General features: G+C 67.6%; 16 protein-coding genes. 10 read left to right on the forward strand and 6 right to left on the reverse strand.

Going from position 1 to position 15,182, the window contains the following annotated elements; all coding sequences use genetic code 11:
- Nucleotides 1-14: 14 nt before the first annotated feature.
- Together AC1DY7_RS30005 and AC1DY7_RS30010 are read right to left on the reverse strand one after the other, a co-directional pair.
- Complete coding sequence (locus AC1DY7_RS30005) at nucleotides 15-1,232, reverse strand: acetyl-CoA C-acetyltransferase (RefSeq protein ID WP_477497397.1); 1,218 nt, start codon at nucleotides 1,230-1,232, stop codon at nucleotides 15-17.
- Between the two features lie 46 nt (nucleotides 1,233-1,278).
- Nucleotides 1,279-2,238, reverse strand: coding sequence for an SGNH/GDSL hydrolase family protein (locus AC1DY7_RS30010; RefSeq protein ID WP_477497398.1), 960 nt, complete (start codon nucleotides 2,236-2,238; stop codon nucleotides 1,279-1,281).
- Nucleotides 2,239-2,432: 194 nt separating this feature from the next.
- Here AC1DY7_RS30010 and AC1DY7_RS30015 point away from each other — a divergent pair, with 194 nt between their 5' ends.
- The 5 genes from AC1DY7_RS30015 to AC1DY7_RS30035 all read left to right on the forward strand — a co-directional run bounded on the left by AC1DY7_RS30015 (nucleotide 2,433) and on the right by AC1DY7_RS30035 (nucleotide 8,125).
- On the forward strand, nucleotides 2,433-3,470 hold the full coding sequence (locus AC1DY7_RS30015) for an alpha/beta hydrolase fold domain-containing protein (RefSeq protein ID WP_477497399.1): 1,038 nt from the start codon (nucleotides 2,433-2,435) through the stop codon (nucleotides 3,468-3,470).
- Between the two features lie 43 nt (nucleotides 3,471-3,513).
- On the forward strand, nucleotides 3,514-4,908 hold the full coding sequence (locus tag AC1DY7_RS30020) for a cystathionine beta-synthase (protein WP_477497400.1): 1,395 nt from the start codon (nucleotides 3,514-3,516) through the stop codon (nucleotides 4,906-4,908).
- Nucleotides 4,909-5,096: 188 nt separating this feature from the next.
- Nucleotides 5,097-5,753, forward strand: coding sequence for an RDD family protein (locus AC1DY7_RS30025; RefSeq protein WP_477497401.1), 657 nt, complete (start codon nucleotides 5,097-5,099; stop codon nucleotides 5,751-5,753).
- A gap of 84 nt (nucleotides 5,754-5,837) precedes the next feature.
- Nucleotides 5,838-6,875, forward strand: coding sequence for a hypothetical protein (locus AC1DY7_RS30030; RefSeq protein ID WP_477497402.1), 1,038 nt, complete (start codon nucleotides 5,838-5,840; stop codon nucleotides 6,873-6,875).
- 77 nt (nucleotides 6,876-6,952) lie between these two features.
- The gene (locus AC1DY7_RS30035) at nucleotides 6,953-8,125 is read left to right on the forward strand and encodes a cystathionine gamma-synthase (RefSeq protein ID WP_477497403.1); all 1,173 of its coding nucleotides are present in this window, start codon (nucleotides 6,953-6,955) and stop codon (nucleotides 8,123-8,125) included.
- Nucleotides 8,126-8,133: 8 nt separating this feature from the next.
- Here the strand turns inward: AC1DY7_RS30035 and AC1DY7_RS30040 are convergent, their stop codons facing one another.
- From AC1DY7_RS30040 to AC1DY7_RS30050, 3 genes are all read right to left on the reverse strand, one after another.
- A complete protein-coding gene (locus AC1DY7_RS30040) occupies nucleotides 8,134-8,778 on the reverse strand; it encodes a GOLPH3/VPS74 family protein (protein ID WP_477497404.1) in 645 nt (214 codons plus the stop codon).
- A gap of 37 nt (nucleotides 8,779-8,815) precedes the next feature.
- The gene (gene greA / locus AC1DY7_RS30045) at nucleotides 8,816-9,310 is read right to left on the reverse strand and encodes a transcription elongation factor GreA (RefSeq protein ID WP_477497405.1); all 495 of its coding nucleotides are present in this window, start codon (nucleotides 9,308-9,310) and stop codon (nucleotides 8,816-8,818) included.
- 223 nt (nucleotides 9,311-9,533) lie between these two features.
- A complete protein-coding gene (locus AC1DY7_RS30050; RefSeq protein ID WP_477497406.1) occupies nucleotides 9,534-9,959 on the reverse strand; it encodes a DUF4307 domain-containing protein in 426 nt (141 codons plus the stop codon).
- Between the two features lie 111 nt (nucleotides 9,960-10,070).
- On the opposite strand from AC1DY7_RS30050, the gene mca reads away from it, so the two are divergent.
- Genes mca through AC1DY7_RS30070 form a run of 4 tightly spaced genes read left to right on the forward strand, consistent with a single transcriptional unit; the run spans nucleotide 10,071 to nucleotide 13,530 of the window.
- Entirely contained in the window at nucleotides 10,071-10,937 is an 867-nt protein-coding gene (gene mca / locus AC1DY7_RS30055; RefSeq protein ID WP_477497407.1) for a mycothiol conjugate amidase Mca, read from the forward strand.
- A complete protein-coding gene (locus tag AC1DY7_RS30060) occupies nucleotides 10,934-11,191 on the forward strand; it encodes a hypothetical protein (protein WP_477497408.1) in 258 nt (85 codons plus the stop codon). The genes mca and AC1DY7_RS30060 overlap by 4 nt, the downstream gene beginning before the upstream one ends.
- Complete coding sequence (locus AC1DY7_RS30065; RefSeq protein ID WP_477497409.1) at nucleotides 11,175-13,145, forward strand: thioredoxin domain-containing protein; 1,971 nt, start codon at nucleotides 11,175-11,177, stop codon at nucleotides 13,143-13,145. The genes AC1DY7_RS30060 and AC1DY7_RS30065 overlap by 17 nt, the downstream gene beginning before the upstream one ends.
- Nucleotides 13,146-13,155: 10 nt before the next feature.
- Nucleotides 13,156-13,530 carry a nuclear transport factor 2 family protein gene (locus AC1DY7_RS30070; RefSeq protein WP_477497410.1) on the forward strand — a complete coding sequence of 125 codons (375 nt, stop codon included), beginning with the start codon at nucleotides 13,156-13,158 and terminating at the stop codon, nucleotides 13,528-13,530.
- 9 nt (nucleotides 13,531-13,539) lie between these two features.
- Here AC1DY7_RS30070 and trhA read toward each other — a convergent pair whose 3' ends face one another.
- A complete protein-coding gene (gene trhA / locus AC1DY7_RS30075; protein WP_477497411.1) occupies nucleotides 13,540-14,322 on the reverse strand; it encodes a PAQR family membrane homeostasis protein TrhA in 783 nt (260 codons plus the stop codon).
- A 55-nt stretch (nucleotides 14,323-14,377) separates the two neighbouring features.
- Here trhA and AC1DY7_RS30080 point away from each other — a divergent pair, with 55 nt between their 5' ends.
- On the forward strand, nucleotides 14,378-15,181 hold the full coding sequence (locus AC1DY7_RS30080) for a (2Z,6E)-farnesyl diphosphate synthase (protein WP_477497412.1): 804 nt from the start codon (nucleotides 14,378-14,380) through the stop codon (nucleotides 15,179-15,181).
- Nucleotide 15,182 lies beyond the last annotated feature (1 nt).

The following is a 15,182-nucleotide window of genomic DNA, read 5'->3' on the forward strand; positions in this document are numbered from 1 at the left end:
GTTTCAGCCTGAAATCAGGACAGGCGCTCCACGACCATCGCCATACCCTGGCCGCCGCCGACGCACATCGACTCGATGCCGAAGGTCTTGTCGTAGGTCGCCAGGTTGTTCAGCAGGGTCGCGGTGATCCGGGCGCCGGTCATGCCGAAGGGATGGCCCAGCGCGATGGCGCCGCCGGACACGTTCAGCTTGTCCTCGTCGATGCCGAGCTCGCGTGCCGAGCCGATCACCTGGACGGCGAAGGCCTCGTTGATCTCGACCAGGTCGATGTCGGAGATCTTCTTGCCCGCCTTGGCCAGCGCCTTCCTGATGGCCTCGATCGGTCCCAGGCCCATGATCTCCGGCGACAGGCCCGAGACGCCGGTGGACACGATGCGTGCCAGCGGGGTCAGCCCCAGCTCCTTGGCCTTGGTGTCACTCATGATGACCACGGCGGCGGCGCCGTCGTTCAGCGGACACGCGTTGCCCGCCGTGATCGTGCCGTTGGGCCGGAAGACCGGCTTCAGCTGGCTGATCTTGTCGTAGGAGGTGCCGGCGCGCGGACCGTCATCGGTGGAGACGACGGTGCCGTCGGGCAGCGTCACCGGTGAGATCTCCCGCTCGAAGAAGCCGCTCTTGATGGCTTCCTCGGCGCGGTTCTGCGACCGCACGCCCCAGTGGTCCTGGTCCTCGCGGCTGATGCCGGTGTAGGTGGCGACGTTCTCGGCGGTCTGGCCCATGGCGATGTAGACGTCCGGGATGAGGCCGTCCTCGCGCGGGTCATGCCAGGTGATATCGCCTTCGGCCTGCGTGACGGTGCGGGCCTGAGCCTCGTCGAACAGCGCGTTCTTCGAGTTCGGCGCGCCGTCGGCGGCGCCGACGCCGAAGCGCGAGACCGTCTCCACACCGGCGGAGATGAACACGTCCCCCTCGCCGGCCTTGATCGCGTGGAACGCCATCCGGGTGGTCTGCAGCGACGACGAGCAGTACCGGTTGACGGTGGTGCCGGGCAGGAAGTCGTAGCCCAGCTCGACGGCGACGGCACGCGCGATGTTGTAGCCGGCTTCACCGGCGGGCTGCGCGCTGCCCATCATCAGGTCGTCGATGTCGCGGGGGTCCAGCGACGGGACCTTGTCCAGGACGGCGCGCACCATCTGGGTGGCAAGGTCGTCGGGACGCATGGTGGCCAGCGATCCCTTGACGGCGCGGCCGATCGGCGAACGGGCGGTGGCAACGATGACGGCTTCGGGCATGACGGCTCCTCTGGCTCCCAGGTTGGCGGGGTGGCTACCCCAGAACCTAGCCCGTGACGGGAGCGACGATCGGCGCGGGTACGCCCGTGGTGCGCCGCCACAGCCGGCTGACGTTGCCGAGGCGATCGAGCAGTGTGCCGTCGCCGGAGCGCGACTCGAGTGCGTCGTCGACGTCGGAGTCGACGTTGCGCACGCCCAGTTCACATGCCAGGGCCGGCAGCAGCTGCGTGGCGGCCAGCGCGTACCCCGCCGCCGACGGGTGGAACATGTCCGAGGAGAACAGCACCTCGGGGGCCTTGTAGAACTCGGGGGCCAGCAGGTCCGAGAAGGGCACGGCGACGCCACCCGCGCCGTGCACGGCCGCGGCCTGCATCCGGGCCAGCCGCAGCCCGAGAGTGCGGGTCACCAGGCGCAGGGGTTGAGGGATGGCGGTGATGACGCCGAAGTCCGGGCAGGTGCCGACGACGACGACCGCGCCGCTGCCACGCAGTCTGCGGACCGCGGCTCCGAGTCGGCGCGCCGACGCGCTCAGGCCGTTGAGCGCGGTGATGTCATTGGCCCCGATCATGATGACCGCGGCGTCCGGCGGTGGGCCCGCCACGTACATGGCGTCGATCTGCCCGGACAGTCCCTTCGACGTCGCGCCGACGATCGCCTTGGTGCTCAGCCGGATCCGCCGGCCCGACTCCGCGGCGAGGCCGCGCGCGATCAGCACCCCGGGCACCTCCTCGGCGTCGGTGCAGCCGTACCCGGTGGCGGTCGAATCGCCGAAGACCATCAGGTGCACGTCGAACGGGACATCGCGCTGAAAGCGTTCGACGGGTCCGCCGCCCGGGGAGTAGATGCCGTCGGCGCGCGGCGGCACATCCCAGGACTTCGGGATGACCTGCCGTGTTTTGGCTGCTTGTCCGGTCAGCAGTGACCGCGCTCCCACATACGCCGACCCCCCCGAAGCGAGGGTGGCCGCGGCTGCAAGGGCGATGGTTGACCGACGCGGTGTACCCACACGATTGATTTTAGGGACGGATTCGCCGTTGTCAGTGAGTCCGAGCTGTCCGAACGGTCACGTTGCGGTATCGAGTGCGGTACCAAATTGGCTGATCGTTTTGTTGAATTAATTGACGGTGTCAAGCTAAGTTACTCCGGTTGGCTAAGTAACTAGACTTACCGGGCACTACAACGGCGTAGGAAGTGGTGGCGATGACGGCACCAAGCAAGGTCTCAGGCTCCCCTCGTTCTGCCATCAGTGCAGCTAGGGCGTATCAAGGGCGTCGGTTCCCGGTCAGTGACTGGGCCCCGGTCGAGGTCGTCGAAGATGGTCCGAGCGTGGCAGGCCGATTGGCCTCGTTGGCCGTGCGGATGACCATCAAGCCAGTTCTGGCAATCGGCTGTCATGCCCCCACGCTGCCGTGGCCGTTCGGGATCGTCGACTTCGCCGCCAGAATCCTGCGGCCGTCGGCCGGCACCGTCCGGGCCACCATCGCGTTGCCGCACTGCACCGCCCAACTGGTCCGTGCCGACGGCGTGCTGCCTGCGGACGGCAAGCGCAGCGTCGTGTTGTACCTGCACGGCGGCGCATTCCTGGCCTGCGGGGTGAACACGCACGGCCGGCTGGTGGAGAACCTGTCGAAGTTCGCCGACAGCCCGATGTTCGTCGTGAACTATCGGATGCTGCCCAAGCATTCGATAGGCCAGGCCCTCGATGACTGTTACGACGCCTACAAGTGGCTGCGGCTCACCGGGTACGCCCCCGAACACATCGTGCTGGCCGGTGACTCGGCAGGCGGCTACCTGTCTTTGGCGCTCGCGCAGCGCCTGCTGGCCGAGGGTGAAGAGCCCGCGGCCATGGTGACGCTCTCGCCGCTGTTCGAGATCGACAACGCCGGCCGCGAGCAGCATCCGAACCTCGAAGGCGACGCGATGTTCCCGCCGCATGCGTTCGGGGCGCTGGTCGAACTGATCGGCCGGGCGGCAGGCAAGACCGCCGAAGAGATCTACGAACCTCTCGACCACATCGAGCCGGGATTGCCCCGAACCCTCATTCACGTGTCGGGTTCGGAGGTTCTGCTCAACGATGCGCGAAAGGCGGCGCGCATGCTGGCCGCCGAAGGCGTCCCGGTCGAGGTGCGGGTATGGCCTGGCCAAATGCACGTCTTCCAGTTGTGTTCGCCGTTCGTGAACGAGGCGACGCGCTCGCTGCGTCAGATCGGCGACTACATTCGCGAAGCCACCTGGTGACTCCCGCTTGGTGACTGATTGCGCGGCCTGACACGATGGGCGTATGCGCATCGCCAGGCACATCAGTGACCTCATCGGTAACACCCCGCTGGTTCAGCTGAACTCGGTTGTGCCCCAGGGCGCCGGGCTGGTCGCCGCCAAGATCGAATACCTGAATCCGGGCGGCAGTTCCAAGGACCGCATCGCGGTGAAGATGATCGACGCGGCCGAGGCCAGCGGCGCACTCAAACCGGGCGGCACCATCGTGGAACCGACTTCCGGCAACACCGGCGTCGGCCTGGCGCTGGTGGCGCAGCAGCGCGGCTACAAATGCATCTTCGTCTGCCCGGACAAGGTCAGCGAGGACAAGCAGAACGTGTTGCGCGCGTACGGCGCCGAGGTGATGGTGTCGCCGACGGCCGTGCCGCCGGACCACCCGGACAGCTACTACAGCGTGTCCGACAGGCTGGTCCGGGAGATCGACGGGGCATGGAAGCCCGACCAGTACTCCAACCCGAACGGGCCGGCCAGTCACTACGAGACCACGGGTCCGGAGATCTGGGCCGACACCGACGGCAAGATCACGCACTTCGTGGCGGGCGTGGGCACCGGCGGCACCATCACCGGCACCGGCCGGTACCTCAAGGAGGTCTCCGACGGCCGGGTGAAGGTCATCGGCGCCGACCCGGAAGGTTCGGTGTACTCGGGCGGAACCGGGCGCCCCTACCTCGTCGAGGGCGTCGGAGAGGACTTCTGGCCCAGCGCCTACGACCCGGAGGTGGCCGACGAGATCATCGCCGTCTCCGATGCGGATTCCTTCGACATGACGCGCAGGCTGGCCCGCGAAGAGGCGCTGCTCGTCGGCGGCTCGTGCGGCATGGCCGTCGTCGCGGCGCTGCGGGTGGCCGAGCGCGAGGGCCCGGAAGCCGTGGTGGTGGTGTTGCTGCCCGACGGTGGGCGCGGTTATCTGTCAAAGGTTTTCAACGACGGATGGATGTCGTCGTACGGCTTCCTGCGCAGCCGCTTGGACGGTTCCGTCGAGGAGGTCACGGTCGGGGACATCCTGCGCGGAAAGTCGGGCGCGCTGCCCGACCTGGTGCACACCCATCCGTCCGAGACGGTCCGCGATGCGATCAACATCCTGCGTGAGTACGGGGTTTCGCAGATGCCCGTCGTCGGCGCGGAACCGCCGGTGATGGCGGGCGAGGTGGCGGGCAGCGTATCCGAACGGGAGCTGCTGTCCGCCGTTTTCGAGGGACGAGCAAAGTTGGTGGACGCGGTGGCAGACCATATGGGCGCCCCGTTGCCGCTCATCGGATCCGGTGAACTACTCAGCACCGCAGCGAAAACACTGCGCGATTACGACGCGCTGATGGTGGTCGAAGATGGCAAGCCGATCGGCGTGCTGACCCGCCATGATCTCCTCGGATCGCTGTCCGACGGCGGATTGCGCCGGTAGATCTACGCGTTTTCGCGCGTCTGCCCACGGGCGGATATCTGCGAAATCAACTACTCACGCCAATCATTGGCGTGCGGTGGTCATTGTGTCGACGCGGTGAAGAAATGATCATGGCGGCCATTTCGGGCGAATTCTCAGGTAGGGTGACACCGCTCATAGTCAGCTAATTCCTCACCTGGAAGGCGTCCATGACCACACCTCCGCCACCGCCGCCTGGAAATTATCCGCCGCCGCCACCGCCGCCCGGCGGATATCCGCCTCCGCCGCAAGGTGGCTTCCCGCCGCCTCCGCCGCCCGGTGGGGGAGTGGGGCCGGGTTATGGCGCGGGATTCGGGGGACCGCCTCCGGGCGGCGGGTTGCCGCAGGAGGCGTACACGCCGTGGTTGACGCGCGTGCTGGCCTACATCCTGGATTACATCCCGGTCTACATCATCATGGGTATCGGCTGGGGCCTGTTGCTGGGCACTCGCGAAACCGTCTGTCTCACCGACACTTCGGAGTACGACCTCGGTGATTTCTGCGCCAGCGGTGCATCGACGCTGGGGCAGGTCTCGGTCGGTCTCGCCTCGATTCTGGCGCTCGCCTTCGTGATCTGGAACCTGGGCTATCGCCAGGGCACCACCGGGTCGAGCATCGGCAAGGGCATCATGAAGTTCAAGGTGGTCAGGGAGGACACCGGCCAGCCCTTGGGGTTTGGGATGTCCCTCGTCCGTGAGCTCATCTACTTCGTGTTCAACGTTGCGTGCGGCATCGTCTGGATCGTCGCCGTGCTGTTCCCGCTGTGGGACCAGAAGCGGCAGTCGCTCGTGGACAAGATTGTGAAGTCCGTCTGTCTGCCACTCTGACCTAGGCTCAACCCAAGCGCCGGTCCGCGGAATCACTACGCGGACCGGCGTTTCACCGTAACGACCAACTCACGAGAGGGTGTTATGACTCAGCCACCACCTCCGCCCAGCAACTACCCGCCGCCCGGTGGATATCCGCCGCCGGAGAACGTCCCGCCCGCCGGTGGCTATCCGCCGCCCGCGCCGGGTGGTTACCCGCCGCCGGCTCCCGGTGGTTACCCGCCGCCGCCCCCGCAGGGCGGTTACCCGCCGCCCGCACCCGGTGGTTACCCGCCGCCGCCCGCCGGTGGCAACTACCCACCGCCGCAGGGGAATTACCCGCCCCCGCCGGGAGGTGGCTACCCGCCGCCGCCCCCGCAGGGCGGTTACGCGCCGCCGCCGCCCGGATACCCGGGTGCGCCTGCCTTCGGTGGGCCCGCCCAGGGCTTCAACATCGGCGAAGCGGTGTCGTGGGCGTGGAACAAGTTCAGCAAGAACACGGCCGCAATTCTGGTGCCGACACTGGCCTTCGGAGTGGTGTACGCCGTTCTGCAGGGCCTCATCCAGGTTATTTCGGGGCTGTTCACCACCGTCGACAGCTCGTCCTACAGCGACTATGACAGCGGCTTCGCCGCGAGCTACTCGTTGGGGGCCGGAGGCATCGTCGTCTCCATCATCGGCAGCATCGTCATGCTGGTCGTCGCGGCGGTGGTGCAGTCCGCGTACATCGGCGGCATGCTCGACATCGCCAACGGGCAACCGGTCGAGATCGGTTCGTTCTTCAAGCCGCGCAACGTCGTCAACGTCATCATCGCGTCGGTCGTCTCCGGCATCATCGTCGGTATCGGCATCGTGCTGTGCATCGTGCCCGGCATCATCGCGGTGATCATGCTGATGTTCACCACGGTGATCGTGCTCGATCGCAATGTGCCCGGAATCGAAGGCATCACGACGAGCTTCAACATCGCCAAGGCCAATTTCGGCCCGGTGGCACTGACGTGGCTGACGACCATCGCCATCACCATCCTCGGAGTGGTGCTGTGCTTCGTCGGCCTCATCGTCGCCTACCCGGTGGCGTCGCTGGTCACCGTCTACGCCTACCGCAAGTTGACCGGCGGCCCGATCGCCGCACTGACTCCGTAACCAGTCGGACGAAACGGGGTGGACCGCAGTCGGTCCCCCCCGTTTCGCTTTCTCGCCGGACCACTACCCTGATCGACATGAGCGAGAAGCGTTCGGCGACAGATGCACACCGTTGGCAAGGCCTGGCGACCCGGGCGATCCACGCCGGGTACCGGCCGGACCCGGCCACCGGCGCCGTCAACGCCCCCATCTACGCCAGCTCGACCTTCGCCCAGGACGGGGTGGGCGGTCTGCGCGGTGGCTTCGAGTACGCCCGGACCGGTAACCCGACCCGCGCAGCGCTGGAGGCGTCGCTGGCCGCCGTCGAGGAGGCCGACTACGGGCGCGCGTTCAGTTCCGGAATGGCGGCCACCGACTGTGCCCTGCGTGCGGTGCTGCGCCCCGGCGACCACGTCGTCATTCCCGACGACGCGTACGGCGGCACGTTCCGGCTGATCGACAAGGTCTTCACGCAGTGGGGTGTCACCCACACGCCCGTTCCGCTGTCCGACGTCGACGCCGTCGCCGCGGCGATCACCCCGCAGACCAAGCTGGTGTGGGTCGAAACCCCGACCAACCCGCTGCTCAACATCGCCGATATCGCGGCGCTGGCAACCATTTCCCGTGAGCGCGGCGCAAAGCTCTTGGTGGACAACACTTTTGCCTCGCCCGCGCTGCAGCAGCCGCTGACCCTGGGCGCGGACATCGTGCTGCACTCGACCACCAAGTACATCGGCGGACACTCCGATGTGGTGGGCGGCGCGCTGCTGACCAGTGACGAGGAACTGGACACAGCGTTCGCATTCCTGCAGAACGGCGCGGGTGCGGTGCCCGGCCCGTTCGACGCATACCTGACCATGCGTGGCCTGAAGACCCTGGTGCTGCGGATGCAGCGGCACAGCGAGAACGGCGCCAAGGTCGCGGAGTTCCTGGCCGAGCATCCCGCCGTGGCGTCCGTGCTGTACCCAGGGCTGGACAGCCATCCCGGGCATGCCGTCGCGGCCAAGCAGATGAGCGCATTCGGTGGCATGGTGTCCGTCCGGCTCAAGGGCGGACGCGCGGCGGCCCACGAATTGTGTGCGCGCACCGAGATTTTCATTCTCGCCGAGTCTTTGGGCGGCGTCGAGTCGCTGATCGAGCATCCCGGCGCCATGACCCATGCGTCGACCGCCGGATCGCAGCTGGAAGTACCCGACGACCTGGTCCGGCTGTCGGTCGGTATCGAAGAGTCGGCCGATCTGCTCGGCGACCTGGAGCAGGCGCTCGGGTAGTCCGGGGCTCAGCCGGCCAGCGCCGGCCGCAGGGCCGAGGTGGTCACCGCGAGGTTGATCTCGGCCAGGCCGGTGGGCTGTTCGTCGATCCAGCTGCCCAGCGTGATCTCGCCGGCTCGGGCATGCACCCAGCGCCAGCCGCGATCGTTGAGGCTCAGCAGCGCGCCCAACCCGTCGACCGAATGCAACAGCGAGATGATGGCGGCGGTCGGCGGCGGGGGAGGCTCCCGGTCGAACAGGGCTGCCAGCACGGCCGCTCGGGCCGGGTCGACGCGATCGCGACGCAGCAGCGGCAAGACCGCGCCCGGTTGTTCCCGGCGGATCTGGCCGGTGTGTTCCAGCCAGCCCACCACGTGGCCTTCACTGTGCTTGCGCAGTTTGGTCAGCGCGGCCGCGGGCCGCAGCGGCCGCCGCGCCAACAGGTCGAACGCGGGGCCGGTCACCGGATCGAGAGGAGTGGTGCCGGTGAGCGCCACCAGATGATCCGGTGCATGAGGTTCGCCGTCCACTGCGGGCCGCAGCCGGCAGGCGTAGGCGAGGTCCAGTAGGACGGCCGCTCCGAGAACGCGCTGCCGTCGCTGGCGCTCCAGGCCAGGTTGGGCCGAAGAATTGTCGAGCAGGAGCAGGAACAGGTCCTCGGCGATCTGGGCCATCAGGCGATGACTCTACGTGCCGCCGAGGACCCGGCCGTCAAGCGTGGTACGGCTCAGCGCTGAGCAGAGTGACCGTGACGGTGTTGCCGTTGGGAATGGTGAAGCTGCAGGTGTCGCCGACCTTCGCGTCGAGCAGGGCCTCGCCCAGCGGCGACTTCGGCGAGTAGACCTCGAGCTTGCCGTCGCTGACACCCTCCTGGCGGGTGGCGATCAGGAAGGTCTCGGTGTCGCTCGTGTCGTCGCCGTACTGGACCTTCACCACGGAGCCGGGCAGCGCGACACCGGACTGCTTGGGGGCTTCGCCGACCTTGGCGGTGTTCAGCAGTTCCTGCAGCTGGCGGATGCGAGCTTCTTCCTGGCCCTGCTGCTCGCGTGCGGCGTGGTAGCCACCGTTCTCGCGCAGATCGCCCTCTTCGCGGCGGTCGTTGATCTCGGCGGCGATCACGGGCCGGTTGGCGATCAACTGGTCCAGCTCGACCTTCAAGCGGTCGTGAGCTTCTTGGGTCAGCCAGGTGACCTGGGTATCGGTCATATCCTCGCGCTCCTGTCGTTGGTATCTTCGTGCGCTGCGCTGCGTGGGTCTGTGGCTTGATGCCGCATTTCGCAGCCGCATATCGCGTACTAAAGCAGCAATACACGGCTCCAGCCGGAACCGTGTATCGGCCGAGTCTACCACCGTCGGGTCAGCGGATTTTCATGATTTCGCTGTTCGGCGTTGGTTGTGCCGACGCTTGAGCGGCCCGAAAGCGGCGTCGCTAGGACGCCCGTAAATAGCCGGGCACGTTGGTGCCGCAACCGTAAATATCGCCGACGACGGGCGGTTTGGTCGTCTTGAGTTCGGTGGTGACCTGCACCGATGTCTCGGTCGACGGCGGGACGAGGATCTCACGCCTGCCCACCTCACCGCCGTCCTTGGACCGCGCCCGCACGATGCACACCGCAGGTCGCCCCGGATCGGCGCGGGTGACCGTGATGGTCACCGACACCGTCTGGTCATCGATCAGCTGATACCCGCCGAGCTCGCCCTTGACGTCCCCGGTGCCGAGCCGGTTGAAGGCGACGAGCGCGAGGGCCACTCCTGCCACCACAATCAGTACGGTCAACCCGATCGCCACCCGGCGCCGGGTACTGCGGGACAATCGCTGACGCCCGTAGCGGGCGGCGGGACGGTCGATGGTCAAGGTTTTGGCTGCCCGTCGGTCGGTTGCTTCTACTAGGACTGGAACTATAGGACCGTGGGCATGAAGGGCCGGCGGCCGCGGTTGTTGGATGAAACCGTTGAATGAGACGAGATGACTGAACTGCGATTGATGGCGGTACACGCCCATCCTGACGATGAATCCAGCAAGGGTGCGGCGACCACCGCACGCTATGCGGCCGAAGGTGCCCGCGTGATGGTGGTGACACTGACGGGCGGGGAACGCGGCGACATCCTGAACCCGGCGATGGACCTGCCCGAAGTACACGGCCGGATCAGCGAGGTGCGCCGCGACGAGATGGCCAAGGCGGCCGAGATCCTCGGCGTCGAGCACCACTGGCTGGGCTACGTCGACTCCGGGCTGCCCGAGGGCGACCCGCTGCCCCCGCTGCCCGACGGTTGCTTCGCGCTGGTGCCGCTGGCCGAACCCGTCGAACGCCTGGTGCGGGTGATCCGGGAGTTCCGGCCCCACGTGCTGACCACCTACGACGAGCACGGCGGCTATCCGCACCCCGATCACATCCGCTGCCATGAGGTCAGCGTCGCCGCCTACGAGGCCGCCGCGGACTACCGCCTGCATCCGGATGCGGGTGACCCGTGGAGCGTGTCGAAGCTTTACTACAACCACGGCTTCCTGCGGAAGCGCATGCAGCTGTTCCAGGACGAGTTCGCAAAGAACGGCGAGGTCGGTCCGTTCGAGAAGTGGCTCAAGGACTGGGACCCCGAACTCGACGTCCTGGACCGCCGGATCACCACCAGCGTCGAGTGCGCCAAGTACTTCACCCAGCGTGACGACGCCCTGCGGGCGCACGCCACCCAGATCGACCCGAACAGCTTCTTCTTCACCACGCCCATCGAGTGGCAGCACCGACTCTGGCCGACCGAGGAGTACGAGCTCGCTCGGTCCCGGGTGCCGGTGCAGCTGCCCGAAACCGACCTGTTCGCGGGGATCACACCATGACCGACACGCTCATCCTGATCGCCGGCCTGCTGGCCGAGGACGGGCCCCGCGACACCGGACCCGACTTCGGCAAGGCCAGTCCGCTGGGACTTGTCGTCGTCGTGCTGCTGCTCGTCGGCACCTTCGCGCTGGTGTGGTCGATGAACAAGCACCTCAAGCGGCTGCCGGAGTCCTTCGATCCGGATCATCCCGAACCCGACCAGGCCATCGACGAAGGCACGGCAGGTGAGTCCAAGGGTGAATCCCAGGGGTAACACCCTGGGGCAGGCCACCAGCCCATACTTGCGCCAGCACGCCGACAACCCGGTGCACTGGCAGCAGTGGACGCCCGAGGCCCTGGCCGAGGCGGCCGAGCGGGACGTCCCGATCCTGCTGTCGATCGGCTACGCCGCCTGCCATTGGTGCCACGTGATGGCGCACGAGTCCTTCGAGTCCGACGACGTGGCAGCCATCGTCAACGAGAATTTCGTCTGCATCAAGGTCGATCGCGAGGAGCGCCCCGACCTGGACGCGGTCTACATGAACGCGACCGTCGCGCTGACCGGGCAGGGCGGCTGGCCGATGACGTGCTTCCTCACCCCGGACGGGCGACCGTTCTTCGCGGGCACCTACTACCCCAAAGAGGGCTTCCTGCAACTGCTCTCGGCGGTCGAGGAGACATGGCGCGAGCGCCGCGGCGAGGTGGAACAGGCTTCCGACGCCATCGCCGACGAGCTGCGGTCGATGGCGGGCGGACTGCCTGGTGGTCAGGCATTGGAGCCCGCCCTGTGTGACCATGCGGTGGCCGCCGCGCTGCGCGACGAGGACACCGTGCACGGCGGCTTCGGCCGGGCGCCCAAGTTTCCGCCGGCCAACCTGCTGGAAGCGCTGCTGCGCCATCACGAACGGACCGGCTCGGGGTTGGACGCGGTGGAGCGGGCCTGTCAGGCGATGGCCCGTGGTGGAATCTACGACCAGTTGGCCGGTGGATTCGCCCGGTACAGCGTCGACAATGCCTGGGTGGTACCGCATTTCGAGAAGATGTTGTACGACAACGCGCTGTTGTTGCGGGTCTACGCGCACTGGGCGCGGCGCACCGGAAATCCGTTCGCGCACAAGATCGCCGACGAGACCGCCCGGTTCCTGCTCGCCGAACTCCGCGACGGCGGCATGTTCACCTCGTCTCTGGACGCCGACTCCGGCGGGGTGGAGGGCCTGACCTACGTCTGGACGCCGGCCCAGCTGCGCGAGGCCCTCGGTGACGACGATGGGCATTGGGCCACAACGCTTTTCGGCGTGACGGCGGCCGGCACGTTCGAAGACGGCGCATCGGTGCTGCAGCTGCCCGCGGACCCCGACGATGCCGATCGGTTCGCGCGGGTGCGAGACACGCTACTGGCCGCTCGGGCCCGGCGGGTCCAGCCGGGACGCGACGCGAAGGTCGTCACCGCGTGGAACGGGCTGGCCATCACCGCGCTCGCGGAGGCGTCCGTGGCGCTCGGTCGCCCCGAATACCGTGACGCCGCAACGACATGCGCCCGCACACTGCTGGACCGTCATCTGCTGGACGGCCGGCTGCGCCGGGTCAGTCTGGGCGGGATCGTCGGCGACAGTGCGGGCATCCTGGAGGATTACGCGACCCTGGCGACCGGACTGCTGACCTTGCACCAGCTGACCGGATCGTGGCTGCCGGAGGCGACCGGATTGCTCGACACCGCGCTCGCGCATTTCGCCGGCGCCGACGGGCGCTGGTTCGACACCGCCGACGACGCCGAGGCACTGGTGCTGCGCCCGGCCGATCCGCTGGACGGGGCGACCCCGTCGGGAGCGTCGTCGATCGCCGAGGCGTTGCAGTTGGCTGCACACCTGACCGGGACGGAACGCTATGCGGCGGCTGCGGCGGCGTCCCTCGCGGCGGCGACGCCGATCCTGGCCAAGGCGGCGCGCTCCGGCGGGCACTGGCTGGCGGTGGCCGAGGCCGCGGTCCGCGGACCCATCCAGATCGCCGTCGCCTGCGACCCGGAGGCCTCCGAACTGCTCACCGCCGCACGGGCATTGGCACCCGGGGGTGCCATCGTCGTCGGCGGTCCGGTCGACAGCTCGGATTTGCTGGTCGGCCGGGACCGCATCGGCGGGCGCGATGCCGCCTATGTGTGCCGCGGACGGACGTGCGACCTGCCGGTGACGACGGCGCAGGATCTCGCCGCGGCGCTGAGTCGCGCCGTGTAGCGTGCGGCGCATGCCGACTCCCGAGCAGATCACCGCCACCGTTCATCGCTACCTCGAGCTGGTCGCCAAGGGCGCGCCGGACGAGGTTGCCGAGCTGTACACCTCGGATGCCACGCTGGAGGATCCGGTGGGCGGCGAGGTGCACATCGGCCGCCAGGCGATCCGCGGCTTCTACGCGAACATCGAGAACGTCAAGGGCAAGACCGAGATCCACACGCTGCGCGCGCTCGGCCACGAGGCGGCCTACTACTGGCAGTTGGCACTGGACTTCGGCAACGGCACCGGGATGAGCATCGAGATCATCAGCGTCATGACGTTCGACTCGGACGCCAAGATCACGTCGATGAAGGCCTATTGGGGCCCGGAGAACGTCACCAGCCACTGAGCGATTTCGCTAGAAGACGGCGAACCACATTGCGATGTAGTGGCAGATCGCCGCGACCGCGGTGCAGGCGTGGAAGAACTCGTGATGCCCGAACGTCGTCGGCCATGGGTTGGGCCACTTCACCCCGTAGAGCACCCCGCCGATGCTGTACAGCGCACCGCCGACGATCAGCAGCACCACCGCCGCGACGCCCGCGCCGTCCATGATGGGCCCGATGAACCACGCGGCCACCCAGCCCAGCAGCAGATACAACGGCACCCCGACCCAGGCCGGAGCCGAGGGCCAGAACATCTTGAGCAGGACGCCGGCCGCGGCGCCACCCCACACGATCCAGAACAGCACCATGCCCTTGGACGACGGCAGCGCCAAGAGGGCGAACGGGGTGTAGCTGCCCGCGATGAAGATGAAGATCATCGAGTGGTCGGCGCGCTTCATCCATTTGCGGGTGTCCGGCGACTTCCAGGTCACCCGGTGGTACGTGCCGCTGACGGCGAACATCGCGACGATGGTGAAGGTGTAGAGCAGCGTCGCCAGGCCGGCGCGGGTGCCCTGCAGCGACCACGACACCGAGACCAGCGCCGCGCCCGCGATGAAAGCGACGATCGCGGAGTAGACGTGGATCCAGCCGCGGGCGCGCGGCTTGCCCAGGAACTGGGCGACGCCTTCGGCGACGGCCCCGGGCAGATCCTCGGGATCGTCGAACGGCTGCGCCGCGGATCGGTATGGCTTGGTGGCGTCGATCGGAGCCGGATCACTACTGCGCGATCCCGCTTCGCTTCTCGTTTGGCTCATCTCACCTCCACTAACTGGGATGGGGGATGTTGGTCGCCACAGTAGTCTGATTTTCGTGGAGATCATTCCGCCGCGTCTCAAGGAGCCGGCGTACCGGCTGTACGAGATGCGGTTGCGCAACGAGTTGCTCCGGTCCAAATCGGAACTGCCTCGGCATATCGCCGTGCTGTGTGACGGAAATCGCCGGTGGGCCCGGGATGCCGGCTACGACGATGTGAGCTACGGCTACCGCAGGGGCGCGGCCAAGATCGCCGAGATGCTGCGCTGGTGCCAGGCGGCCGGAATCGAATTGACCACCGTCTACCTGCTGTCCACGGAGAACCTCGGGCGCGACCCGGAGGAGCTGTCGTCGCTCATCGAGATCATCACCGACGTCGTCGAAGAGATCTGCGCCCCGGCCAATCGCTGGAGCGTGCGTACCGTCGGCGACCTCGAACTGCTCGGCCAGGAACCCGCCCGCAGGCTGCGGGAAGCGGTGGACGGCACGGCGCGAACCGCCAGTAGCGGACCCGGTTCCTTCCACGTGAACGTCGCCGTCGGCTACGGCGGCCGCCAGGAGATCGCCGACGCGGTGCGCGCGCTGCTCGGCAAGCAACTGGCCGAGGGGGCGAGCGCCGAGCAACTCATCGAGGCCGTGACCGTCGACGCGATCTCGGAGAATCTGTACACCTCCGGGCAACCCGATCCCGATCTGGTGATCCGCACCTCGGGTGAGCAACGTCTCTCCGGATTCCTGTTGTGGCAGAGCGCCTATTCGGAGATGTGGTTCACCGAGGCGCACTGGCCGGCGTTCCGCCGCGTCGACTTCCTGCGCGCGTTGCGTGACTACACCCGGCGCCACCGGCGCCACGGCATCTAGG

The sequence above is a fragment of the Mycobacterium sp. P2_H7 genome (assembly GCF_056403275.1).